Consider the following 23367-nt stretch of genomic DNA (forward strand, 5'->3'; position numbering starts at 1 on the left):
CTTGACCCCGCCGGCCTGCGTTCCTGCACCGTCCAAACACGGACCGCCGAGACGAGGTCGAGGACATCACCGTCTAAATAGGTCGTCGGCGCTGGCGCGGTGGCTGATCGCTCGATCTTTTTTCAACTGGCAGCGCGCAATCTCGCCTTGCAGCACGGTGATCCGCGCATCGAGCTCGGCGACCGAGAGCGAGTCGATGTCCTGACGCACGAGCGCATCGAGGAAATCGTCGGGACGAGAGGGGGCGTCATCCGGATCCATTGCGCCTGTAACGTTGACCCGCACCGGAGTGATGTCAATAAGGCACGGAAATCCAATGGGGCGTCTCGATCACATGACTGCAAAAACCGCGACTCCGCGTTACATCGTCCCTGACGTCATGAAGGCAATCGATCCCGACGCTCCGGGAGGCCCTGAAGTGCTCGTCCTTGTGGAGCGCGCCGTGCCGCATCCCGGAGCCGGCGAGGTCCTCGTCAAGGTCGCGGCGGCGGGCGTCAATCGTCCCGAGGTGATGCAACGGCAGGGTAAATATCCGCCGCCGCCCGGTGCCCCGTCGATCTTGGGCATGGAGATTGCCGGGACGATCGTCGCGGTCGGCGACGGGGTCGGCGAGGAACAGATCGGGCAGCGGGTCTGTGCGTTGATCACGGGCGGTGCCTATGCCGAATATGCGGTTGCGCCGTTCGGCCAGTGCCTCTCCGTGCCCGAAGCGCTGACGATGGTCGAAGCCGCGGCGATGCCCGAGACGTTGTTCACGGTGTGGACCAACCTGTTCGAGCGTGCCTATGCGACCGAAGGCGATACGGTACTCGTCCATGGCGGCACGAGCGGGATCGGCACGATGGCGATCGGCTTGTGTGCCATCTTCGGGATCGACATCATCGTCACCGCGGGCTCGAAGGCGAAATGCCAAGCCGCGCTCAGCCTCGGCGCGACGCACGCGATCGACTACAAGACCGAGGACTTCGTCGAACGGGTCAAGCAGATCACCGGCGGCAAGGGTGTTGCGGCAGTACTCGATATGGTGGGTGGCGACTATGTCGCGCGTAATCTGCAATGTCTGGCCGAAGACGGGCGGCACGTGTCGATCGCGGTTCAGGGTGGGGCGAATGCGACGGTGCCGCTGTTCGAGATCATGCGCCGTCGTCTGACCTTGACGGGATCGACGCTGCGCCCGCGTGATACCGCATTCAAGTCGCTCGTGGCCGATGAACTGGCGCGGACGGTCTGGCCGCATGTGGAGGCGGGCAAGCTCAAGCCAGTGATCGATCGCGTCTTTGCCTTTGCCGACGCCCCGGCTGCGCATGCGCGGATGGAGGCGGGCGATCACGTCGGGAAGATCGTGCTGTCCATGACGTGACGCGGGCACGCCTGACCAGGCTGTCCCCGAGCCGTCTCTGCAATTCGTCACGGAGGCTGTGCGTCGTCCGATGACTTAGAACAGTCACCGGACTGCGACTGCCATGTCACATTGCGCCGCTAGTCAGGACCGCAACGAACAGATTTGCGGGGCAGGCCGATGGACACCGTCACGTTTCCAACCGACGCGTTGCCGATAGCCGATGTGGCGGACATCGCGGACTTCATCCATTCGCGACCCGTTGTGCCTGAACGCGTCGTCGACCGGCGGCAATATCGCACGATCTGGATTTCCGACGTCCATCTCGGCACGCGTGGCTGCAACGCGGCGATGCTCAACGACTTTCTCGACCATGTCGACAGCGAGACGATGTTCCTGGTCGGCGACATGATCGATGGCTGGCGATTGAAGAAGAAATTCTACTGGCCGGCGGCGCATAACGACGTGCTGTGGCGGCTGCTCAAGCGCGCGAAGCGCGGTACGCGGGTCGTCTATATTCCGGGCAACCATGACGAGGTGTTCCGGCAATATTCGGGGCTCGACTTCGGTGGGATCTCGATCCGGCGCAAGGCGATCCACGAGACCGCCGACGGCCGCCGCCTGCTGGTTCTGCACGGTGACGAGTTCGACGCTATCACGCTGGCGCATCGCTGGGTCGCGCATATTGGGGATGCGGCGTACACATTGCTCATGGGGCTCAACCGGTGGGTGAATGGCGCGCGCCGACGCCTCGGCATGCCCTATTGGTCGCTCTCGAAACACGCCAAGGCCAAGGTCAAGAACGCCGTCGCCTTCATATCGCATTTCGAAGAAGTCGTCGCGCACGCGGCCGGCGTCCGCGGGGTCGATGGCGTCGTATGCGGACACATCCATACCGCGGAAATGCGCGATATTGCCGGCGTTGCCTATTATAACGACGGCGACTGGGTCGAAGGCTGCACGGCACTTGTCGAGCATTTCGACGGGCGGATGGAACTGCTTCACTGGGCAGACGAAATAGCTGCGCGTGAGATCGACAACGTCGTCACGCTGGCCGCCTGACCCAAGCCAATTCGGCTCATGCCGCGGTTCCCCAAGGAGACCCCGATGCGTATCGCGATCGTCACCGATGCCTGGAGCCCGCAAGTCAACGGCGTGGTTCGCACCCTGAAGTCCGTCCGGCGGGAACTCGAAGCGACGGGTCATCAAGTGCTGATCATATCCCCGGCGCAGTTCGCCTCGATGCCGTGTCCGACCTATCCCGAGATTCGGCTGGCCTTTGCACGGTCGGGCGCGGTCGGACGAATGCTCGAAAGCTTTGGTGCCGATGCGATACACCTCGCGACGGAAGGTCCAGTCTGCCTCGCCGCACGAACCTGGTGCCTGGCCCGAGATCTGCCGTTCACGACCGCCTATCATACCCAGTTTCCCGATTACATCGCGGCACGGACGGGCGCGAACCCCGCCTGGATATGGCGCTATATTCGCTGGTTCCATCGTCCCGCCGAGTCGATCCTGGTCTCCACGCCCTCTGTCGCGGCAACACTTACTGCACAGGGGCTGCATCAGGTTCGCGAATGGGGGCGAGGCGTCGATTTTGCACAATTCGGGCTGGACGGCGCCCGTGATCCGGAGATGGCGGCGCTGCCCGGGCCGATCCTGCTCTATGTCGGGCGCGTCGCTGTCGAGAAGAATGTCGAGGCCTTCCTGTCGTCCGCGCATCGGGGAACGAAGGTGGTGGTCGGCGACGGGCCCGCGCGCGCCGCGCTTGCACGTCGCTTCCCCGATGCCGTGTTTCTCGGTCAGCGCGACGGACAAGGGCTGGCGGCGGCCTATCGGACTGCGGACGTCCTCGTCTTTCCGAGCCGCACCGATACGTTTGGGCTGGTCATGATCGAGGCGCTGGCGTGCGGGACTCCCGTTGCAGCCTATCCCGTCGCCGGCCCGATCGACGTACTCGACCCGCGCGTTGGCGTGATGCATGAGGATCTCGACGAAGCGATCGCGGCGGCACTGACCCGCGATCCCGTCGCCTGCGCCGCCTATGCTGCCCGTTACAGCTGGCCCGCAAGTGCGCGCCAGTTTCTGCGTGCCCTTGTTCCGCTTGCCCGTCCACTCGATCGACCGCGCATGGCGGCATGATGCGACGCGACGATCGCGCGCTTGCCTGTTAGTCATGGGCGCACTAAGTCGTGTGTCATGTCAGGCCGCTCCGAAAGGGGCGGCCCTTTCTATTTTTACGGAGTTTCCGCCGTGGCCCAGCCGCTCATGCCCCATGCGACCGCCGCCTGGATGGTCGACAACACTGCGCTCAGTTTCGAACAAATCGCAGATTTTTGCGGTCTGCACATTCTCGAGATCCAGGCGATCGCCGACGACACCACGTCGACCAAGCTGACGGGGCGCGATCCCGTCCGCGCGCATGAGGTCACGCAGGACGAGATCGACAAGGGCGCGGCCGATCCCGATTATCAGCTCAAGATGATCAAGGGTCCCGAGCAGGTCCGCCGGACCAAGGGCCCGCGTTACACGCCGGTGTCCAAGCGCCAGGACAAGCCCGATGGCATTGCCTGGATTATCCGTAATCATCCCGAGATCACCGATGGCGCAATCTCGCTGCTGATCGGCACGACGCGCACGACGATCGCTGCGATCCGTGACCGTAGCCACTGGAACATCGCCAACATCACGCCAAAGGACCCGGTCACGCTTGGCCTGACGTCGCAGCGCGAACTCGACGCCGCGGTTGCCAAGGCCGCCAAGGCGGCGGGTATGGAAGCACCGACCGACACGCGTCTCGAAGGTGATCGTGAGGCGCTGCTCGAGCAGCTTCGTAACGAGCGTACGCAGGCAGCGGCGGACGCGCAGTTCGTCGCAGAGGGCGGTGTCCTGCCGGTCAAGCCGCTGTTTGACGACCCCTTCAAGCGCTGACGTTCCCGGCGCCCGCGTGGCGCGGTGCGGGGGCGGTACGGGCTATCGGATAGGTTTGCGGTCCTGACGGCGCGGGAATGGCCGGCGACCTAGGGCGTCGAGGGCATGCGGCATGGCTGATGCGCGTGTCGGCCCGGGGACTATCTCTGGCGCCTTGCGGTTGCTACCTGCGACACATGACGTCGCTGCCGGCTCCACAGGATGAACCGCTAACACGCAAGGGGCTGGTCTACCCCTTGGGCCACCGCGAGCCCGAACCCGGTAACGTATTTCGCATCGCTCCCGGCGTTGACTGGGTACGCCTCAAAATTCCCGGTCCGCTGCGCCACGTGAACTGCTGGATGCTCGCCGACGGCGACGGCGACGCGCTCGTCGATACGGGCATGAATACGCCGGAAGCGCGCGACGCGTGGACCGCAATCCTGGCAGGGCCGAAGTCGGGCGTCCGCATCACCCGCGTGATCGGCACGCATTTTCATCCCGATCATATCGGCCTCGCTGGTTGGCTATGCGAAACGCACGACGCGGCGCTCGTCATGACCCGGGGCGAATGGCTGACCGCACGAATGCTGGCCGCTGATGCCAGGGATGCCGTTCCTGCCGAAATGCTGGCATTCTGGCGCGGTGCGGGCTGGGACAGTACGCAGATCGCGCATGCCAGCGCGAAGGGGTGGGCGGGATTTCGCAAGATCATCACGCCGCTTGCCTTGGGTTACACGCGGATCAGCGACGGTGACGTGTTGACGGTAGGGCGCGATGACTGGCGGGTCGTGATCGGGTCGGGCCACAGCCCAGAGCATGCATGCCTTCTCAACGAGGCATCGGGCATCCTGATTGCCGGGGATCAGGTTCTGCCCCGTATCAGCCCCAATATCTCTTTGGGCATCACCGAGCCGCATGCGGATCCGCTGGGCGAATGGTTTGCCGCGATCGCTCGGCTGAAGACATTGCCCGCAGATCTGCTGGTCCTGCCGGGGCATGGCGATCCGTTTACTGGTCTTCATATTAGGCTTGACGCGATGGATCGTGAGCACCGCGAACGGCTCGACGAACTCGCTGCCTTTCTCGCCGAGCCGCGTCGTGCGGTTGAGTGTTTCGGACGGCTGTTCCGGCGCGCAATCGGCCCCGATCTGCTCGGCATGGCGACGGGCGAAGCGCTCGCGCATCTGCGTCGGCTCGAGGTCGAGGGTCGCGCCGTTCGGGACAGCGTCGATGGCGTGTGGTGGTGGCGCGCAACGTGAGCTAGCATCGGATCAAAGCCGGCAGGAGAGGCCCCATGTGCGACGAGCATACCGCAGACGATAACGAACACTATCTCGCCGCCATGTCGCGGCGCCAGTTCGGCGTGATGACCGGGGCCGCAGGCCTTGCGATGCTGTTGCCCGTGCCGGCCGATGCGAAGCCGATCAGCGGACGCGACGTGTCGATCAAGACGCCCGATGGTCAGGCTGACGCCTATTTCGTCGCGCCAGCCACCGGGACTCATCCGGGCGTGCTTGTCTGGCCAGACATCATGGGTCTGCGCCCGGCGTTCCGTCAAATGGCCGATCGACTCGCGCAGTCGGGTTATGCCGTCCTCGTCGTGAATCAATTCTATCGGTCGACTAAGGCACCGTTTCTCGGCCCCGGCGAATCATACGACCAGCCGGCCATCCGCGCGCGAATTGCACCCTTTCGTGACGCGCTTACGCCCGAGGCTACGGTCCGTGACGCCAAGTCCTTCACCGCCTTCCTGGATGCGCAACCGCAGGTGGATCGCAAGCGCGGGCTGGCGACCACCGGCTATTGCATGGGCGGGCCGATGGTAATCCGCACCGCTGCTGCGGTATCGGGACGCATCCGCGCGGGGGCGACGTTCCACGGCGGGGGGTTCGTGACCGACACACCCGACAGCCCGCACCGGCTGATCCCTGCACTGAAAGGCAGCTATCTGATCGCGATAGCGGCGAACGATGATGCGCGCGCACCGACCGAGAAGGACGTGCTGCGGGCGGCCTTCGCGACAGCGAAGCGTCCGGCCGAAATCGAGGTCTATCCGCAAACGATGCACGGATGGTGCCCGCCCGACAGCAAGGTCTATAATCCGGTGCAGGCGGACCGTGCGTGGGGCCGCATGCTCGCGCTGTTCGCGACGGCGCTGGCGTAAGATTCATCGCTGCTTCGTTCGACGGCACAACCCGCTGGGTGCGATCCGCGATCGCATCTTGACGGCACGGCATCGCCATGAGATCATCGTTCACTCTATGTTCTTGAGGGGCGAGCCATGACGTTGACACTGTATTCGAATCCGATGTCGCGGGGGCGTATTGCTCGCTGGATGCTCGAGGAGACCGGGGTCGCTTACGATACGGTAATGCTCGATTATGCGACGACGATGAAGGCGGCGCCGTATCTTTCGGTCAATCCGATGGGCAAGGTGCCGGCTATCGTCCATGACGGCCACGTCGTTACCGAATGCGGCGCGATCTGCGCCTATCTGGCCGACGCCGTGCCCGAGGCGCAATTGGCGCCGACGGCCGACGAGCGGGCCGACTATTATCGATGGCTATTTTACGCGGCCGGGCCTCTGGAGGCCGCGATTACCAACCGATCGCTCGGCGTGGTCCCGACCGAGACGCAGCAGCGGATGGTCGGTTATGGAAGTTTCGAGGCCGCGATCGCGGGACTTGAGCATGCCGTTGCGGCGCATCCCTATATCGCGGGCGAACGCTTCACGGCAGCCGATGTCTATGTGGGTGCCCAGGTCATATGGGGATTACAGTTCGGCACGATGCCGAAGCTTGCAGCATTCGAGGCCTATGCCGCCCGCCTGACCGAACGCGCGGCCTATCGGCGGGCAGCAGCGCTGGATGATGACGCTATGGCCAAGATGGCGTCATGAGGTTGCGCTAGGAGGTCGAATGCCCGATCAGGTGGCCCAGACGCAACCCCCGGCAGCGCCTGTGACCCCATAGTGCGGGCATTCGTCGACTCGGCCACGTACCTCCGCACTCCCAAGGCGATCGCTCCGTGGATCAACGATCAAAACGGCAAGCGCGCTTGTGTCGCTATCGCTCCTATAGTGGGCAAGCCTGAAGCTAAGCTCTCGGCATCACTCGTATCCGCCAATCACGGCATTCAGGAAGCTGGGGAAGGGGCCGTTCCACCCGTCAACCGGCGCGTCGGGCACGGTACTGCGGCGGGTGGCCCGCACGGGATCGACCTTTGGCTCGCGTGCCTGCTCGGGCATGGCGGTCGACGGTGCTGGCGGCACCGGGGCCGCGGCAGGACGTTCCGCGACCGGCGCGATGGGCATTGCCGGAGCAACACGGGGAAGCGCAGGCTGTGCGGCTGGGACCGGTTCGTCAATCGGCGTCCGAGCCCAGCGCGATGGTTTCGGCGTGGCAGCGGCCATGGGCGCTGCGATTTCGGCAGCTGCCATCACTTCGTCCTCGACGGCATGGGCAACGACATCGGCACGCGGCACCCGCCGCGTCCGCGACCGCTCGCGCCGCGGTGGCAGCTCTTCATTGCTATCGGACGGCGCGGTAGCCGCCGGAGCCAGCGCTCTCGGCTCGGACAGCTTGAGCCGCTCGATCGTCTGGCCCGTCAGCTTTTCGATATTCTGGATATTCTCGGAATCGTCGGGTGCGACGAAGGTATAAGCGGTGCCCGTCGCGCCCGCACGGCCCGTGCGGCCGATCCGGTGGACATAATCGTCGGGATGCCAAGGCGCGTCATAGTTGAAGACGGTCGACACGCCCTTGATGTCCAGACCACGCGCAGCGACGTCCGAGGCGACGAGGATCGTCACCGCACCGTTCTTGAACAGGTCCAGTTCGGCGAGGCGCTGGGGCTGCTCCATGTCGCCATGGATTTCGCCTGATTTGTAACCCGCCTGCTTCAACACCTTGTTGAGGTCGCGCACGGTCGTCTTGCGATTGCAGAAGATGATCGCGTTGGTGACCTCGTCCTGCGCCAGGATCCGGCGCAGTGTCTCGCGTTTCGCGGTCTGGCTGGCGACCGGGACCAGATACTGCTTGATGTTGAGGTTGGTCGATGCAGGGCGCGAGACCTCGATCGTCTTGGGGTTCGAGAGAAACTTGTCCGCCAACTTCTTGATCGGCGGCGGCATCGTTGCCGAGAATAGCAGCGTCTGGCGCGACTTGGGCAGCTTGGTGCAGATTTCCTCGATGTCGGGGATGAACCCCATGTCGAGCATCCGGTCCGCCTCGTCGATGACCAGCAGCGAACAGCCGTTGAGCATGATCTTGCCGCGGCCGAACAGGTCCATCAGCCGGCCCGGCGTCGCGATCAGGACGTCGACGCCCTTTTCGAGCGCGGCGAGCTGGTCGCCCATCGACACGCCGCCGATGAGCAGCGCCATCGAGAGATGCGAATTGACGCCGTATTTCTCGAAGTTTTCGGCAACTTGCGCGGCCAGTTCGCGGGTCGGCTCAAGGATCAGCGAGCGCGGCATCCTGGCGCGGCTTCGGCCATGGGCAAGAATGTCGATCATCGGCAGCACGAACGACGCGGTCTTGCCGGTGCCCGTCTGGGCGATGCCGATGATGTCGCGCATCATCAGAACCGAAGGGATCGCGCCGGCCTGGATCGGCGTCGGCTCGGTATAGCCGGCGTCAGTGACCGCCTTCAGGAGTTCTTCGGAAAGGCCGAGATCGGCAAAGCTCATTTATATGTCCGGGAAAAGGAGGGCGCGCATTATTCCCTCAAGCGCCCCGCCGCTCGCGGATTTCCAGCAAAATGTCAAGGAAAGCGGGTGGCGGCACGACGAAAGTCGCACATCACCCCTGCCGTCTTGTCTATTGCTTGAGCTTCAGAGTCTTGAAGTCATCGATTTCGCAGCGCGCCCCGGACCGCATGCGAATCGCGTCGCGATCGCGACATATCAGACCGTCACCGCTCGGCCGCAGGTAAAAGCCCGGATAATAGTCGAGTGGTTTGCAGTCGCCATCAAGCTTCGCGCGCAATCGCGTGCCGTCCTGCATGACGAGATCGACCGAGCCCGGCTGGCCGAGAAAGGCGCCTGCTATCTCCGCGACGGCGACGCATTTGGGCCCCTTGCGCTCCTTCCACTCGCGCGGCTTCGACAAGGGCGCGCTACCGACGGGTTGGGCCGATCGCCTGAACATGCGGGGGACGCGGATGATGATGCGCTCGTGGATCGAGACCTGCGTGATCTCGACGCGCGCGCGCGTCGGCGCGGCGGGGTTCGCCACGGCCGCGAGGGGGGCGGTGAGGGCGAGGAGGGAGGCGGGAAGCGCAGGGTGAATCATGATGTCGCTAAGCAGCGTTAACCGCGATCGTTGAACGGGAGGTGAATTGCGCTTAGCGGCGCTGTCATGACGCCCGAACAGATACAGATGCTCGACGCGCTTGCCCCGCAGCTTGAGCGCAAGTCCATCGTCACCGATGCCACAGATATCGCCCCCTGGCTCGAGGACTGGCGCGGCCGGTTCCACGGTGAAGCCCCGCTGATGCTCGCCCCGTCGTCGGTGGCCGAGGTATCGGCGATCGCCCAGGCCGCACTGGCGTTCCGCGTCCCGCTGGTACCGCAGGGCGGCAACACGTCGATGGTCGGCGGGGCGACGCCGCCCGCTGATGGCCGTGCCGCCCTGCTGTCGCTGCGCCGCCTCAACCGCATCCGGTCGATCGATGCCGAGGCCGGTCTCGCGGTGGTGGAGGCAGGCGCAATCCTCGCTGATCTCGACGACGCCGCACAGGCGGTTGGTCAGCGGTTCCCGCTGACGCTCGGCGCACGTGGCAGCGCCACGATCGGCGGCCTGGTCTCGACCAATGCCGGCGGCACGCAGGTGCTGCGGTTCGGGACGATGCGCGGACTGGTCGCAGGGGTCGAGGCGGTGCTGCTCGACGGCAGCGTCCATGACGGCCTGTCCGCGCTGAAGAAGGACAATCGCGGCTACGACATCGATCAGCTGCTCGTCGGATCCGAGGGAACGCTGGCGATCGTCACCGCAGCCACATTGCGGCTGGTGCCAGCCGTGGCCGCACGTGCGGTCGCCTGGGTCGGGGTCTCCGGACCCGACAGCGCGCTCCGGCTGCTCCGCCGCTTGCAGGCGGCGACCGACCGTGTCGAAAGCTTCGAGATCCTGCCCCGCGAAACGCTAGCGGCAGCGGTCGCGCATCTCCCAGGGACGCGGCCCCCGCTCGACGGCGACCATGCCTGGCATGTCCTGATCGAGGCAACCGCACCGTCCATGGACGGCGAGACCCCCGCGGCGCTGCTCGAACGGCTGCTGGGCGCCGCGCTGGAGGCAGGGCAGGCCGAGGATGTCGTGATCGCCGCCAGCGAGGCGCAGGCCGCGGCATTCTGGCGGATCCGCGATTCCCTGTCGGCGGCAGAACGCGCGCTCGGCCCCGCCACGCAGCACGACATCTCGGTCCCGGTCGAGGCGATGCCGCGCTTCATGATCGATGCCGCGCGGGCCTGCGAGGCGCGGTTTCCCGGTACGCATGCCAGCGGGTTCGGCCATCTGGGCGACGGCAATGTCCATTTTCACGTCCGCGCTCCGCAGGGGACCGATCCCGCGCGCTGGTATGCCGAGGATGCGCCGGTCGTGACGCGCTTCGTCGACGATCTGGTCGTCGCGGCCGGAGGATCGATCTCCGCAGAGCACGGGATCGGCCAGATGAAGATTGGCGAGCTGGAGCGGTTGTCGTCGCCCGCACGGCTGACGATCCTGCGCGCGGTGAAGACCGCATTCGATCCGCACGGGCTGCTGAACCCCGGCAAGCTCGTCACGCTTGCACGGGCAGGCGTCACGCCATAGAGCCTCGCGCCAATCGCCGGCGTCCTGCCGCCCAGATCCTCTGACGAAACACTGGAGATACATGATGGCCAGCGCACCGCAGCTTCCGCTCTTCTACAACGGCCTAGAGCCGCTTTCGAGCGACACGCACGCCGATTACAAGGTTCGCCCGCAGGAGAGCGCGCCGTTCCTCGTCGGCCAGCATGCGATCCCGATCACCGTCGACGAATTCCCGCTGGTGCAGCGTCACATGCCGATCGTCTTCTCGGTCGGCGACGATGCGATCCCGCTGGCGCTGATGGGCCTCAACGAGGGCGTCAACGTCTTCATCGGCGACGACGGCAAGCTGACAGAGAACACCTTCTACGTTCCCGCCTATATCCGCCGCTATCCATACATGCTCGCGCGGCTGCATCCCGATGCGCAGGAGCTGTCGCTCTGCTTCGATCCGACCTCCGATGCGCTCGGTGCGTTCGACGAGGGCGACGCGCTGTTCGCGGATGGCGCGCCGACCGAGGTCACCAAGTCGATCCTGGCGTTCAACGAATCGTTCGAACAGGCCGGCGCGCGCACGCAGAACTTCATGAAGGAGCTGCGCGAACTCGGCTTGCTGATGGACGGCGAAGTCTCGATCCAGCCCGACGGTGCCGAGCAGCCCTTCGTCTATCGCGGGTTCCAGATGGTCAACGAGGAAAAGCTGATCGACCTGCGCGGCGATGCGCTGCGCAAGATCAGCAAGTCGGGCATGCTGCCGCTGCTCTACGCACATTTGTTCTCGCTCGCGCTGATGCGCGACATCTTTGCGCGCCAGGTCCAGCTCGGCAAGACGCCGCTGCCGCAGCTCGGCGGCTGATCCGTCCGCGCCGACCGATCACAGCGCGGTCTGTCGGCGCACCGGATACCGCGCGCTCGCGCCGGGATCCCGGGCTGCGATCGTTGCGGCGCAGAATTTTTCGCGTCGGGGTTGAACCAAAATCCCGCTCGCCCATTTTAGACCTGTACGGCACCGTGTCCCCCCCTTTCGCGGCGTCGTACGGCACGCTTCCAGCGTGCCTCCTCCCTGAACCTTGGCCACCTCGTGCTTCGCGCACGGGGTGGTTTTTTTATGGGCCACGCTAGGGTCCTGCTGCGGGGAACTGGTGTCGCTGGCGCTGGCCCTTATTCGGCGGCTGCGGCTCGGGTGGTGGCCGATGCGCTCATTCCCAGCGCCTCGTTCGTCAAGGTCGTAAGAAGGGCCTTGAGCAGCCGCACCGTCGCATCCACGCCGGTGCCCAACCCGTCGAATTGGCGATCCAGATAGAGCGACCGATCGAATTCGAGCTGGATCGCGTGGATCCCCGCGGTGGGACGCGCGTGCCGTTCGAGGATATGCCCCCCGGCATAGGGCGCGTTGCGGGCAAAGGGGAGGCCTGTGTCCGCGATCTCGGTCTCGAGGCGGGCGAGGAAGCGGGGATCGGCGCTGCGGCCGAAACGGTCCCCCAGCACGATCCGGGGCGGGCTGCCGCCCGGTACGCCCGCCGCCGAGAGCGGCGGCATCGAATGGACGTCGAGGAGGATTGCGATCCCGAACCGCGCCTGCGCTGCAGCCAGCGCGTCGTGCACCGCGTCATGATAGGGGCGGTGGTCGTTGGCGATCCGGCTGGAGATGTCCGCGTCGGTAAACCGGCGCCGCCAGAGGTCGGGCGCGGCGGCTGCCCGACGCGGCACCAGGCCGAGGCCGCTTCGCAGCTTGGCGGAGGGTTGAGGCTGCGCCATCGGGTTCGCCCCCTCGTCCACGCGCGGATCACGTTCGGCCTCGCTGCGGTTCAGGTCGATCCAGGCGCGTGCCCGGGTCTGCACGATCATCGTCTCGACCGTCCGTGCCCGGGTGGCAACGATGTCGATATGACGGTCCTCGAGCGCCACGACGGTGTCGAACGGGACGCGCAACGCCTCGCGCAAGGCGGGCGGATAGTCGCGACCGGCATGCGGTACCGACATCACCACCGGGTTGGCAGGCGGCAGGTCGCCGAAGCGCGTGAACGAAGGAGACTGCATGCGGAAAAGCGTAGGGCGCATTGCATGAACGGGCAAACGATCTGGAAATCTTAACTGCTTATGGAGTAACGGACCGCTAAATCACGGGAATATATCGATGTTGCGAATCCTGCTGGCCGAGGATGATCAGGTCATGCGCGAATATCTTACCCGCGCCCTGCAGCGATCGGGGTATGCGGTGACCGCGGTCGACCGTGGCACCGCGGCGATTCCGCTGCTCGAGACCGAGACGTTCGACCTGTTGCTGACCGATATCGTGATGCCCGAGATGGACGGCATCGAGCTGGCACAGCGTGCCGGCGAGCTCTGCAAGAACCTCCGCGTCATGTTCATCACCGGCTTTGCGGCGGTCACGCTGAAGGCGGGCAAGACGATGCCGCAGGCGCGCGTGCTGTCCAAACCCTTCCATCTCCGCGACCTGGTGGCCGAGGTCGATCGGCTGTTCGAGATGGATAATGCAACAAGCTTCAATTGAGCGCTTGCGCCCCGCGATAAGCGCGGCTAGTGGAGCGCTCCGGCGGGCGTGTAGCTCAGTGGTAGAGCACTGTGTTGACATCGCAGGGGTCGCAAGTTCAATCCTTGCCACGCCCACCATGGAATTGACCCTACCCGGTTTTTCTCGTCTTTGCAGACAGAAAGCCGGGTAGGGATAATTCGAAGCAGAGGATGTCCTCAGGGACTTCCGGGCTTCCCAAACCCCATAATGTCATTTCTGGATCTTCGTGAGCACGGCCCTTAAAGGGGGCCGGACTCGGGAGCGCGGATCAGTGCGCTCCCGCGGGATCAGAAGCCCAGCCGCGCGCGGGCGACGATACGGTCGCCGCTGTGTCGCGCATCCGCAAACGGGCCGGTCGCATCGGCGCGTGCGATGTCGGTGCCGATATAATCGACCCCGAGCGTCAGCGGCCCCTGCTGGCGTTCGATGCCCAATCGCCAATCGGTATAGCTGCCACCGGGACGCAGCCGCTGTATGCGCAGCGGATCCGTCGTGGTGCCCGAGGAGTGCCCGATACCTGCCAGCAGCGTGTAGGGCGTCCCGGGGATCCCGGCATCGGCATTCGCATAAAGATAGACGTTGCTGCCCCCCAGCGCATCCTGCGACGGGGCGAATTCGATCCCGCCGACCAGACGGGCCGGACCATAGCTGTACCGCGCGGACGCGCCGATCTCGGCATAGTCCATCCCGGTGCGCGCGCCGGCGAACAGATGCCCGGTCGCGGACGTCCGGAGCGTGACTGCGCCCAGATCCCACCCGGTTGCCAGCATCACGTCGACGACCGCGTCGGCGCCCGCGTGGCGGTCGGCGTTGCGGAGCGTCGTCACGCGCGCTGTCGCGTCGATCCTGCCGAGCGAGGCCGCCGCGTCCGCGGACAGTACCGCGCGGCCCTCGCTCCAACTGAGCCCGCGGCGTGCCTCGTCGGTGGCGCCCTCGATCCCGCCGGAGGGCGCGACCTGTGCCCGCACGGACGTTGGGAGAAAGGCTGCCGTGCTGCACAGGGTCAGCGCGAGTGTATGCGTGAAGGGGCGCGTCATCCTGCGGCCAACGCTCCGTGGATCTGATCGAGTTCGGCGCGGAGTACGTCATGGTCTTCCTGTGCCATCGCGGTCACGTCCTGATGCAGGTCGCGCGTCTTCGCGGCGACCTCGCGCGCGATCGCGGCGCGGCTGCTGCTGCACCATCCCGGCTGGTGGCCCGCCGCGACGCCATCGCGCGCGAAGTTGCGCGTCATCAGCGTCCCCGACGACGCCTTGGCGTGCCGGTCGACGATCATGTTGGCGGTCCAGGCACAACGCAGCGTCGAGGATTGTCCGGCGGGTGCGACCGCACCGATCTGGCGGTGTTCGACGACGACCGCGCCGCGATAACGGACCTCCACGGGGCCGCTGTGATGATCGACCCGCGTCGTGTGTTCGATGGTCGGTGCGGCCATGGTGGCGGCGGTCGCGAGCGCGAGGCCGGCGAGCAACATATGGGTCATGTTCGTCTCCTTTCGGGTCCCGGCTTATGCTGGCCGGTGACGCTTCCAAGTCTGGGCACGGTCGATTGACCATGGCCTGTGAACGCGCGCGTCTGGCGGTTCGTTGCGCGGGTACCGCGTCGGGCCGGGGGTGCGACGTCCTGCGTGCGGCAATTCGGGGCAGCGCGCCACGGCGGCGCGGTGGTGTTGACACGCCATTTACCGCGGGTATGGCAGGGCGATCAGAGCGTCGGTTGCAGCGACTTTGGATGATCCGGTATGGTCCGCGCCCGTGCGCGGCGACGCCGGCCCCGGTCCACTGGCGCACGCCGCATGCCGTTTACAGGAACGATCACCATGACCGACGATCCGATCATCATCGCCAGCTATGCCCGTACGCCGATGGGTGGATTCCAGGGGGCCCTGTCAGGGGTCACCGCGACCGAACTCGGCGCGACCGCGGTCAAGGCGGCGGTCGAGCGCGCACGGGTCGACCCGGCGGTGATCGACCGCATCTATATGGGCTGCGTCCTGCCCGCCGGGCTGGGCCAGGCGCCCGCGCGGCAGGCGGCACTCGGTGCGGGGCTTCCCGATTCGGTCGAGGCCACCACGATCAACAAGATGTGCGGATCCGGAATGCAGGCCGCGATCATGGGGTTCGAGGCGCTTGCCGCCGGGACCGTCGACGTGGTCGTTGCGGGCGGAATGGAAAGCATGACGAATGCGCCCTTCCTGCTCGCCAAGCATCGCGGCGGCGCGCGGATCGGCCATGACGTCGTATCCGATTCGATGATGCTGGACGGTCTCGAGGATGCCTATGAAAAGGGCAAGCCGATGGGCGCGTTCGCCGAGGACACGGCGGGGGCCTATCAGTTCACGCGGGCGGACCAGGATGCGTTCGCGCTCGAAAGCCTGGCGCGGGCGAGTGCGGCGGTCACTGGGGGCCATTTTCGCGACGAGGTCGTGCCGGTGACGGTCAAGACGCGCGGCGGTGACGTCGCGGTCGTCGAGGACGAGCAGCCGGGCAAGGCAAAGCCCGAGAAGATCCCGGGCCTGCGCCCCGCCTTTGCCAAGGACGGGACGATCACCGCGGCGACCTCTGCCTCGATCTCGGACGGGGCCGCGGCACTGGTCCTGACGCGGGCGAGCGTCGCCGCGCGGCTGGGGCTGGCGCAGGAGGCGCGGATCGTCGCGACCGCCGCGCATGCGCACGCCCCCGCGCAGTTCACGACCGCGCCCGTCTCGGCGATCCGCAAGGTGCTCGACCGTGCGGGCTGGACCGTCGGGGACGTCGACCTGTTCGAGGTGAACGAGGCGTTCGCGACGGTGGCGATGATCGCGATGCGCGACCTCGCAATCCCGCGCGACCGGTTGAACGTCAATGGCGGCGCCACTGCGCTCGGCCATCCGATCGGCGCGAGCGGCGCGCGGATCATCGCCACGCTGGTCGCCGCACTCAAGGCGCGCGGTCTGCGCAAGGGCGTGGCGGCGTTGTGCATTGGTGGCGGCGAGGCAACGGCGGTCGCGGTCGAACTCGTCTGACGCAGCCCGCCTTTGCCCTGGCGTCAGGTCTTTGGCGAAAGAGGCTTTTCGCCGGCGGTGCAATGCTGGCATGAGCCCGCGATGACCATTATCGCGCGATCGCGTCGCCTGTCCGCCGTCCTTCTCCTTCCGCTCGCGCTCCCGACGCCAGGCATCGCGCAGAGCGTCGCCCCATCGCCCGTCGCCGAGACGCCGCCGGTGATCGTCGTCACCGGCCGCGGGTTGGCGGATGCACCAGGTGACCGGGCCTATGATATTGTCACGATCGAGCGCGGCCGCATCCAGTCGAGCGCGAGCAACCGGCTGGAAACCGTGCTCGCCGATGTCGCGGGGCTGCAGCAGTTCCGCCGCTCGGATTCACGCAGCGCCAACCCGACCAGCCAGGGCATTTCGCTGCGCGGCATCGGTGGCAATGCGTCGAGCCGCGCGCTGCTGCTGTTCGACGGCGTCCCACAGGCTGACCCGTTCGGCGGCTGGGTCGCGTTTCCCGCCTATGCGACGGGCCGGCTCGGCCGGATCCGCGTCACGCGTGGCGGCGGCAGCGGCTATCAGGGGCCGGGCGCACTTGCAGGCACCGTCGAGCTCGAAAGCGCCAGTCCTGGCCAGCTGACCCCGTTCCAGGCGGGCATCGCCTATGGCAGCCGCGATTCGGTCGACGCGCAGGCCTCCGCGGCGCTGGTCCGCGACGGCGGTTTCGCGGTCGTGTCGGGCGCTTATACGCGCGGCGACGGCTTCACGCCGACGGTCGCGGGGTCGCGCGGCGCGGTCGATCGCCAGGCGCCGTATGAACAGGCGTCGGGCGCCTTGCGCACGGTGATCGCCGTCGACGCGACCACCGAGCTGCAGCTGAACGCGAGCGCCTTCACCGACACGCGCGACCGCGGCAGCGATTTCACCGCCAATCGCAGCGAGGGCGCGGATGCCAGCCTGCGACTGGTCGGGCGGGGACGCTGGGGCTATTCGCTGCTCGGTTATCTTCAGACCCGCGCCTTTGCCTCGAGCTTCGGCAGCATCAACGCGGCACGCAGCACGACCACCCAGTCGCTCGACCAGTATAATACGCCCGCGACGGGGCTCGGTGCGCGGTTCGAACTCCTGCCGCCGCTTGGTGAGGCGATCACGCTGCGGCTCGGCGCGGACATTCGCGACGTCAGCGGCAAGACGCAGGAGCTGTTCTTTTTTGCCGGCGGCAATCCTACACGGCGACGCGAGGCGGGGGGCAGTTCGACCACGTCGGGGCTGTTCGCGGACGGCAGTCTCGTCGCGGGCGATGTGACGTTCAGCCTTGGCGGGCGGATCGACCGCTGGACGATCGACCAGGGTTATCTGTCGGAACGACCGCTTGCCGGGGGGCTGCCGGTCACCGACCTGCGCTATGCCGATCGCGAGGGCACCGAAACGACGGGCCGCGCGGGGATCGCCTATCGTCCCGTCGACGCGGTTACGCTGCGTGTCGCGGGCTATCGCGGCTGGCGGCTGCCGACGCTCAACGAACTCTATCGACCGTTCCGCGTCGGCAACGACACGACCGCGGCCAATGCGCTGCTGTCGCCAGAGCGGCTGACCGGGGTCGAGGGTGGGGTCACGCTGGCGCCCGCGCCTGGGGTCAGCATCGCCGCGACCTATTTCTACAACAGGCTGAAGGACGCGATCGCCAACGTCACGCTCTCGTCGACCGCGACGAGCGCGTCGCGCGTCCGCCGCAACCTCGACGCGATCCGCGCGCATGGGTTCGAGATCGATGCTGCGTATCGCCCCGGCCCGATCGGCGTCCAGGCCTCGTGGTCGCACGTCAATTCGACCGTGGACGCCTCGGCCGCCGCGATCGCGCTCGACGGGCTGCGTCCGGCCCAGACGCCGCGCGACCAGGTATCGGCGACGGTCGACTGGCGCCGCGATGCCGCCGCCGCATCGCTGACGGTGCGCCATGTCGCGCGCCAGTTCGACGACGATCAGAACAGCCGCACCCTCGATCCCGCAACCACGCTCGACGCCTATGCGGCCTATCCGCTTACCCGCGCGCTGGTCGTCGAGGCGCGCGCGGAAAACCTGTTCGATGAAACTGTCGAGGCGGGAATCAGCAGCGGCACGATCGTCGAACGTGCGACGCCGCGCACGCTCTGGATCGGGCTGCGCTACGCCATGCGGTAACGGACGGATCGGGGCCGGGCGAGGGCGGGCAGGCGGGAAGGTCATCGACGATGCCGCGCGAGCGCTCTATCCCGCGCGGGTGATCGATATTCCCGCCCCGCTCCGCCTGCGCCTCGACGGCGACGCTCTCGTCCGCAACTGGCAGACGCTCGACCGCATGAGTGGCCGCGCCGCGTGCGGCGCGGCGGTCAAGGCGAACGGCTATGGCCTCGGCGCGGTCGAGGTCGCGCGGCGTCTGGCGGGGGCGGGGTGTCGCGACTTCTTCGTCTCCAACTGGCGCGAGGCCGTCGAGCTTGCGCCGCTCGGCCTCGCGGTGTCCGTCCTGCACGGGGTCCGCGACGAGGACATGGTGGCGGCCCGCGCCGGCATCGCGCGCCCGGTGCTCAACACGCCGGCACAGGTCGCGCGCTGGAAGGCCGGGGGCGGGGGCGCGTGCGACGTCATGGTCGACACAGGGATGAACCGCCTCGGCGTGTCCGCGCAGGATATTGCCGACGGGCTGCTCGACGGCCTGACGATCGAGACGTTGATGAGCCATCTCGCCTGCGCCGATGAGGACGCGGCGATGAACGCGGTACAGCGCGATCGGTTCGCGGCGTTGCAGGGCATGACGGGCGCGCGTCGGATGAGTCTTGCGAACTCCGCGGGGATCGCGCTGGGGCACGACTATGCGTTCGATCTGACCCGACCGGGGCTGGCGGTGTATGGCGGGGTGCCGCGAGGGGAACTGGGCGAAGTGATTACGCCGGTGGTTTATCCCGAGGCGGAGATCCTGCAGGTCCGGCGGGTGCGCGCAGGCGACGCGGTCGGGTATAATGCGACATGGACCGCGAAGGCCGACACCGATGTCGCGGTCGTCAATCTTGGATATGCCGACGGGTATTTCCGGGGATTTTCCAATTGCGGCACCGCATGGCATGGCCAGGACCGGCTGGCAGTGATCGGCCGGGTCTCGATGGATCTCGTCGCGATCGACGTGACCTCGGCGACTGTGTGCGAGGGGGACTGGATCGCCTTTGACGCAGCCTTGCCGGATGCGGCCGTTGTGTCGGGGATGTCGCAATATGAACTGCTGACCGCGATGGGCACCAGGTTCCAGCGCCTTTGGGACGCGCCGCGTATATCTGCGTGACGCTTCGCGCGGGCAAGCCGCGGCACTAGGTCACGGCAAGCACCGCATAGGTGTCCGCGGACCGGCGGGTTACAAAAAAAAGGGGCGGTGGAAATCACCGCCCCCCAAGGGATACCGTTTGTCACGAAAATCGCGATCAGGTCAGAACTTCGCCTGGAACCCGGCGTAAAATTTGCGGCCCAGCGGCTCGAAGATCGCGGTGCCGGCGCCGATGCCCGTCGAGCCCAGTGGCGGAAGGCGGTCGGTCAGGTTGTCGATGCCGAAGTAGAAGTTCGTTTCGCGCGTGACGTTCACGCCGAACTTCACGTCCATGTAGAACACGTCGGGGTAGTAGGGGATGTCGAAATCGTCGAGGTTCTGCGGGACGCGGCCCTGGAACGACTGACGGTTCTCGGCGGCCCCGACCGACTGCTTCGTGATGTAACGCATCTGCAAGTTGCCGAAGACCGAGCCGAAATCAGCGCCAAGGTTCCAGTTGACCTGATCCTTGGGCGTTCCGACTTCGCCGACCGTCGTGTCAGCAAAGCCCGGCTGCGTCGGGTCGGTGAACGAGCTGTTGGTCAGCACGTGCGTGTAGATGATGTGGCTGTTCAGGCGAACATCGCCAAAGGTGTGCGTGTAGTTCAGGTCGACGTCGATGCCGCGAACCTGCAGCTTTGCATAGTTGAGCAGGGTCTGCTGAAGGCTGCCCTCGACGATGCGATACTGCTCTTCACCGACAGCACCGGTCTGACCCGCGGGAACGCGAGTGAAGAGCGAGCAGAACTGGTTGCCGGTCGTTGGCGAATCGTAGCAGCTGTTGATGATGCCCTGCGCCGATGGCGCGGTGATCACATTGTTGACCTTGATGTTGTAGTAATCGACCGACAGCGTCAGGCCCGGGATAAACCTGGGCTGGAGCAGCACGCCATAGGTGTAGGAATCCGACTTTTCGACGTCGAGTTGCGGATTGCCGCCGCTGACAATCTCCAGCGTCTGTGCGTAGACATAGTCGTAGGTGGTCGGAATGCCCGCCGCGGCGCAATTGCCGGCCCGGAACTGCGTGCCCCCCGCGACGTTTCGCGCCGAGCACGGATCTGTGACGGTGGCGAAGTTCTGCGATTGCGGCGAGTAGAGATCGGACAGGTTGGGCGCACGGACCGAGCGAGAATAGTTTCCGCGGAAACGGATCCCATCGATCGGCGTATAGGTCGCGTTGCCGCTATATGCGTAAACCGTGCCCGCCGAGCCCTTGTAATCCGACACGCGGCCCGAACCGCTCAGTGTCAGCTCGCGGATGAGCGTGATGTCCTTCAACAGCGGTATGCGGATTTCGCCATACGCTTCCTTGACCTCGAACGAGGTCGGGTCGAACTTTCCGATCGCGTTGTAAAAGGTATAGCCTGACGAGACCAAGGGATCCTGCTCGTAGAAGGCCGTCTCGCGCCGGTATTCGCCGCCGACCGAGAAGCCGATGTCGCCGCCGGGCAGGCTGAACAGCTGGCTCAGATCGCCGGAGACGAAGCCGTTGATGTCAAGCTGCGTGATCTTGCCACTCGAGACCGTGTCCTGAAGGACGTAGTTCTTGGCCGCCTGCGAGATATTCCCGGTGCCGAACGGATTGAGCGGCTGGCAGGCGGCGATATCCGCCGCCTGGACGGCTGCGTTTCCGGCGATGTCGCCGCCGAAGGACGCATCGGCGCGCGCCTGACCCGTACCCGGCAGCTGCGATCCGCAGATGATCTGCCCGTTTGCCGGATTGGTGACAGCGTCGAGGGCAAGCACCATGCGCTGCTGGTTCAGATTGCCCATGACCTTCGTCTTTTCGCGGAACTCGCCATAGTTCCCCGCAAGCTCATAGTGCCAGTCGTCGTTGAACGTTCCCCGGACACCGCCGACAAGACGGTAGGTTTCGCGCCGCGCGGCTTCGGTGCGGACGCCCAGATCGGTGAGGTTCTTGCGCAGGATGAAGCGGAAGGACCCGTTGTTGATCGCGGTGATGTTCGCGGCCGTGAGCGGTGCGTTGGTGGTCGGATTGATACCGCTTGCGAGGATCTGCGCAGCGATGGTGTTGCGCGCATCGGCCGACAGATAGGGGTTATCAAGTCGCGGACGCTCGTAGAGAAGGTCCAGCGTTTGGCCGGTGAAGAAGGCCGGTCCCGAGCTCCCCTGTCCGACCGAATCGGTGCGCGAATATTTGGCCTCGATGAACGGGACGAAGGCGTCCGATACCTCGAAATGGCCGATGAGATTGGCCGAGTACCGGTTAAGTTCTGGCAGGATCTGAATCAGCTGCCCTTCACGGCGCGTGTCGCCATTGCCGCTCAGATAGGATCCGGCCGGCACTGCGCTGGCGCGGAACGGGTTGGTGGCACTGCCCGTGCCGGCCGTTGCGGCAAGGCCGACGCGCGAGCCGGTTTGCTGCGCGAGGGCCCCGGACGACTGGAACAGGAAGTTGCACGAGAAGGGGCGTCCGGCATTGTTGAACGTCGCCGTCGGCGTGTTGTCGCGCCCGCACGCGCCGGTCGGGCTTGCAAAGGCGACAAGACCGCCGGCCGAGATCGTTGCCGACCGGATATCGCGGAAGAACACCGAATCCGGAATGCCGTCATAGTTCAGGTTCGTCTGACCGGTAGCGACGCCCGCGGAGTCGGAATCGGTTGCGATGAAGCCGTTGGCCTGGCGCAGATAGTCGCGCTGCGACGCGTAGAGCGCATTCTGCCGCGAATATTCCAGATTGACCGCGAGGTTGCCGCGACCGTCGGCGAAATCCTTGCCCGCCAGGACGCTGCCGAAATAGGATCCTGCATCGCCGCGCTCGCTGATCGCACCCTGGCCGCGGACCTGCAGACCCTCGTAATTGTCCTTCAGGATGAAGTTGACGACGCCGGCCAGCGCGTCCGATCCGTAGACGCCCGAATTACCGCCCGTCACAAGATCGACGGACTGGATCAGGTCAGTCGGGATCGTGTTGGTGTCGACCGATACGGCGTTGTTGAGGATGTCGGACCCGACATGCCGGCGACCGTTGACGAGCACGAGCGTGCGCTGCGTTCCAAGGCCGCGCAGATCGAGCAGGTTGAGGCCGGCCGTGCCGAGGAAGCGGGTCGAGTTCGCCTGGCTATAGGTGCTCTGGAGCTGCGGCAGATCGTTCAGGACGTCGCCGATCGACGTCTTGGCGGTCGTCGTCAGTTCGACCGCACTGATCGTGCTGACGGGAACCGCGGATTCGCCGTTCGGGCTGGCGATGCGCGACCCGGTGACGAGGATCTCGTCGTTCGCGGGCTGTGACGCTTCGCGCTGGGGTGCTTCCGCAACAGGTGCGACCTGATCCGGTGCGGTTTGTGCCAGCGCAGTGCCGGGCAGTGCCGCAAGCGCGCCGACGATCGCCGTCGCGCCCAGAAAGCGAGAAAATTTCATAAAACCCCTTTGCGTTGGCATTTATGCCCTATTCGATGGCGAGAGGGTGACGCCATGCGATTGGCCGCGCAATTGGTTTATTGCTGCAGCATGAACGGAAGTCCGAGT

General features: G+C 65.9%; 20 protein-coding genes and 1 tRNA gene. 14 read left to right on the forward strand and 7 right to left on the reverse strand.

Features of this window, described 5'->3' with window-relative positions:
* Positions 1–66 precede the first annotated feature (66 nt).
* A complete protein-coding gene (locus IFT71_RS05740; protein WP_031394982.1) occupies positions 67–261 on the reverse strand; it encodes a DUF1192 domain-containing protein in 195 nt (64 codons plus the stop codon).
* A 118-nt stretch (positions 262–379) separates the two neighbouring features.
* Here IFT71_RS05740 and IFT71_RS05745 point away from each other — a divergent pair, with 118 nt between their 5' ends.
* The 7 genes from IFT71_RS05745 to IFT71_RS05775 all read left to right on the forward strand — a co-directional run bounded on the left by IFT71_RS05745 (position 380) and on the right by IFT71_RS05775 (position 7151).
* Positions 380–1360 carry an NAD(P)H-quinone oxidoreductase gene (locus IFT71_RS05745; protein WP_192140214.1) on the forward strand — a complete coding sequence of 327 codons (981 nt, stop codon included), beginning with the start codon at positions 380–382 and terminating at the stop codon, positions 1358–1360.
* A 159-nt stretch (positions 1361–1519) separates the two neighbouring features.
* A complete protein-coding gene (locus IFT71_RS05750; protein WP_159511757.1) occupies positions 1520–2401 on the forward strand; it encodes a UDP-2,3-diacylglucosamine diphosphatase in 882 nt (293 codons plus the stop codon).
* Between the two features lie 45 nt (positions 2402–2446).
* On the forward strand, positions 2447–3481 hold the full coding sequence (locus IFT71_RS05755) for a glycosyltransferase family 4 protein (RefSeq protein WP_192139640.1): 1035 nt from the start codon (positions 2447–2449) through the stop codon (positions 3479–3481).
* 111 nt (positions 3482–3592) lie between these two features.
* Positions 3593–4270: a DUF1013 domain-containing protein gene (locus tag IFT71_RS05760; protein ID WP_081874195.1), complete on the forward strand. Its 678-nt coding sequence runs from the start codon at positions 3593–3595 to the stop codon at positions 4268–4270.
* 176 nt (positions 4271–4446) lie between these two features.
* Complete coding sequence (locus tag IFT71_RS05765; RefSeq protein WP_192139642.1) at positions 4447–5511, forward strand: MBL fold metallo-hydrolase; 1065 nt, start codon at positions 4447–4449, stop codon at positions 5509–5511.
* A gap of 35 nt (positions 5512–5546) precedes the next feature.
* Entirely contained in the window at positions 5547–6416 is an 870-nt protein-coding gene (locus IFT71_RS05770; protein ID WP_192139644.1) for a dienelactone hydrolase family protein, read from the forward strand.
* A 117-nt stretch (positions 6417–6533) separates the two neighbouring features.
* Complete coding sequence (locus IFT71_RS05775) at positions 6534–7151, forward strand: glutathione S-transferase family protein (RefSeq protein WP_192139646.1); 618 nt, start codon at positions 6534–6536, stop codon at positions 7149–7151.
* A 210-nt stretch (positions 7152–7361) separates the two neighbouring features.
* Here IFT71_RS05775 and IFT71_RS05780 read toward each other — a convergent pair whose 3' ends face one another.
* Positions 7362–8942 (reverse strand): DEAD/DEAH box helicase, encoded by a 1581-nt coding sequence (locus IFT71_RS05780; RefSeq protein ID WP_192139648.1) that lies wholly within the window; start codon positions 8940–8942, stop codon positions 7362–7364.
* Positions 8943–9072: 130 nt separating this feature from the next.
* Entirely contained in the window at positions 9073–9546 is a 474-nt protein-coding gene (locus tag IFT71_RS05785; RefSeq protein WP_031439984.1) for a hypothetical protein, read from the reverse strand.
* Positions 9547–9612: 66 nt separating this feature from the next.
* On the opposite strand from IFT71_RS05785, the gene IFT71_RS05790 reads away from it, so the two are divergent.
* Positions 9613–11061: an FAD-binding oxidoreductase gene (locus IFT71_RS05790; protein ID WP_192139650.1), complete on the forward strand. Its 1449-nt coding sequence runs from the start codon at positions 9613–9615 to the stop codon at positions 11059–11061.
* A 64-nt stretch (positions 11062–11125) separates the two neighbouring features.
* On the forward strand, positions 11126–11893 hold the full coding sequence (locus IFT71_RS05795; protein ID WP_031394972.1) for a SapC family protein: 768 nt from the start codon (positions 11126–11128) through the stop codon (positions 11891–11893).
* Positions 11894–12198: 305 nt separating this feature from the next.
* Here the strand turns inward: IFT71_RS05795 and IFT71_RS05800 are convergent, their stop codons facing one another.
* Complete coding sequence (locus tag IFT71_RS05800) at positions 12199–13077, reverse strand: N-formylglutamate amidohydrolase (RefSeq protein ID WP_192139652.1); 879 nt, start codon at positions 13075–13077, stop codon at positions 12199–12201.
* A gap of 97 nt (positions 13078–13174) precedes the next feature.
* Between IFT71_RS05800 and cpdR the strand changes: the two genes are divergently transcribed.
* Both cpdR and IFT71_RS05810 read left to right on the forward strand, forming a co-directional pair.
* Entirely contained in the window at positions 13175–13552 is a 378-nt protein-coding gene (gene cpdR, locus IFT71_RS05805; RefSeq protein WP_031394969.1) for a cell cycle two-component system response regulator CpdR, read from the forward strand.
* A gap of 44 nt (positions 13553–13596) precedes the next feature.
* A tRNA-Val gene (locus IFT71_RS05810) sits at positions 13597–13671 on the forward strand.
* 189 nt (positions 13672–13860) lie between these two features.
* Here the strand turns inward: IFT71_RS05810 and IFT71_RS05815 are convergent.
* Positions 13861–14610, reverse strand: a complete 750-nt coding sequence (locus IFT71_RS05815; RefSeq protein WP_192139653.1) for a TorF family putative porin — start codon at positions 14608–14610, stop codon at positions 13861–13863.
* Entirely contained in the window at positions 14607–15056 is a 450-nt protein-coding gene (locus tag IFT71_RS05820; protein WP_234387580.1) for a hypothetical protein, read from the reverse strand. Before IFT71_RS05820 ends, IFT71_RS05815 begins: the two co-directional genes overlap by 4 nt.
* A 336-nt stretch (positions 15057–15392) precedes the next feature.
* Between IFT71_RS05820 and IFT71_RS05825 the strand changes: the two genes are divergently transcribed.
* The 3 genes from IFT71_RS05825 to IFT71_RS05835 all read left to right on the forward strand — a co-directional run bounded on the left by IFT71_RS05825 (position 15393) and on the right by IFT71_RS05835 (position 19860).
* Positions 15393–16577, forward strand: coding sequence for an acetyl-CoA C-acyltransferase (locus IFT71_RS05825; RefSeq protein ID WP_166746858.1), 1185 nt, complete (start codon positions 15393–15395; stop codon positions 16575–16577).
* Between the two features lie 81 nt (positions 16578–16658).
* On the forward strand, positions 16659–18728 hold the full coding sequence (locus IFT71_RS05830; RefSeq protein WP_192139655.1) for a TonB-dependent receptor: 2070 nt from the start codon (positions 16659–16661) through the stop codon (positions 18726–18728).
* 88 nt (positions 18729–18816) lie between these two features.
* Positions 18817–19860: an alanine racemase gene (locus tag IFT71_RS05835; RefSeq protein ID WP_342212620.1), complete on the forward strand. Its 1044-nt coding sequence runs from the start codon at positions 18817–18819 to the stop codon at positions 19858–19860.
* A 141-nt stretch (positions 19861–20001) separates the two neighbouring features.
* Here IFT71_RS05835 and IFT71_RS05840 read toward each other — a convergent pair whose 3' ends face one another.
* Positions 20002–23259 (reverse strand): TonB-dependent receptor domain-containing protein, encoded by a 3258-nt coding sequence (locus IFT71_RS05840; protein ID WP_192139659.1) that lies wholly within the window; start codon positions 23257–23259, stop codon positions 20002–20004.
* Between the last annotated feature and the right edge of the window lie 108 nt (positions 23260–23367).

Origin of the sequence: Sphingomonas sp. CFBP 13733 (genome assembly GCF_014841795.1) — a bacterium.
GTDB classification, from domain to species: Bacteria; Pseudomonadota; Alphaproteobacteria; order Sphingomonadales; family Sphingomonadaceae; genus Sphingomonas; species Sphingomonas aerolata.

What these genes read in the sequence shown, in the direction of transcription:
- IFT71_RS05740 (WP_031394982.1), bottom strand. Translation starts at nt 261, where the DNA reads ATGGATCCGGATGACGCCCCCTCTCGTCCCGACGATTTCCTCGATGCG.
- IFT71_RS05745 (WP_192140214.1), top strand. Translation starts at nt 380, where the DNA reads ATGAAGGCAATCGATCCCGACGCTCCGGGAGGCCCTGAAGTGCTCGTC.
- IFT71_RS05750 (WP_159511757.1), top strand. Translation starts at nt 1,520, where the DNA reads ATGGACACCGTCACGTTTCCAACCGACGCGTTGCCGATAGCCGATGTG.
- IFT71_RS05755 (WP_192139640.1), top strand. Translation starts at nt 2,447, where the DNA reads ATGCGTATCGCGATCGTCACCGATGCCTGGAGCCCGCAAGTCAACGGC.
- IFT71_RS05765 (WP_192139642.1), top strand. Translation starts at nt 4,447, where the DNA reads ATGACGTCGCTGCCGGCTCCACAGGATGAACCGCTAACACGCAAGGGG.
- IFT71_RS05770 (WP_192139644.1), top strand. Translation starts at nt 5,547, where the DNA reads ATGTGCGACGAGCATACCGCAGACGATAACGAACACTATCTCGCCGCC.
- IFT71_RS05775 (WP_192139646.1), top strand. Translation starts at nt 6,534, where the DNA reads ATGACGTTGACACTGTATTCGAATCCGATGTCGCGGGGGCGTATTGCT.
- IFT71_RS05780 (WP_192139648.1), bottom strand. Translation starts at nt 8,942, where the DNA reads ATGAGCTTTGCCGATCTCGGCCTTTCCGAAGAACTCCTGAAGGCGGTC.
- IFT71_RS05785 (WP_031439984.1), bottom strand. Translation starts at nt 9,546, where the DNA reads ATGATTCACCCTGCGCTTCCCGCCTCCCTCCTCGCCCTCACCGCCCCC.
- IFT71_RS05790 (WP_192139650.1), top strand. Translation starts at nt 9,613, where the DNA reads ATGACGCCCGAACAGATACAGATGCTCGACGCGCTTGCCCCGCAGCTT.
- IFT71_RS05795 (WP_031394972.1), top strand. Translation starts at nt 11,126, where the DNA reads ATGGCCAGCGCACCGCAGCTTCCGCTCTTCTACAACGGCCTAGAGCCG.
- IFT71_RS05800 (WP_192139652.1), bottom strand. Translation starts at nt 13,077, where the DNA reads ATGCAGTCTCCTTCGTTCACGCGCTTCGGCGACCTGCCGCCTGCCAAC.
- cpdR (WP_031394969.1), top strand. Translation starts at nt 13,175, where the DNA reads ATGTTGCGAATCCTGCTGGCCGAGGATGATCAGGTCATGCGCGAATAT.
- IFT71_RS05815 (WP_192139653.1), bottom strand. Translation starts at nt 14,610, where the DNA reads ATGACGCGCCCCTTCACGCATACACTCGCGCTGACCCTGTGCAGCACG.
- IFT71_RS05820 (WP_234387580.1), bottom strand. Translation starts at nt 15,056, where the DNA reads ATGACCCATATGTTGCTCGCCGGCCTCGCGCTCGCGACCGCCGCCACC.
- IFT71_RS05825 (WP_166746858.1), top strand. Translation starts at nt 15,393, where the DNA reads ATGACCGACGATCCGATCATCATCGCCAGCTATGCCCGTACGCCGATG.
- IFT71_RS05830 (WP_192139655.1), top strand. Translation starts at nt 16,659, where the DNA reads ATGACCATTATCGCGCGATCGCGTCGCCTGTCCGCCGTCCTTCTCCTT.
- IFT71_RS05840 (WP_192139659.1), bottom strand. Translation starts at nt 23,259, where the DNA reads ATGAAATTTTCTCGCTTTCTGGGCGCGACGGCGATCGTCGGCGCGCTT.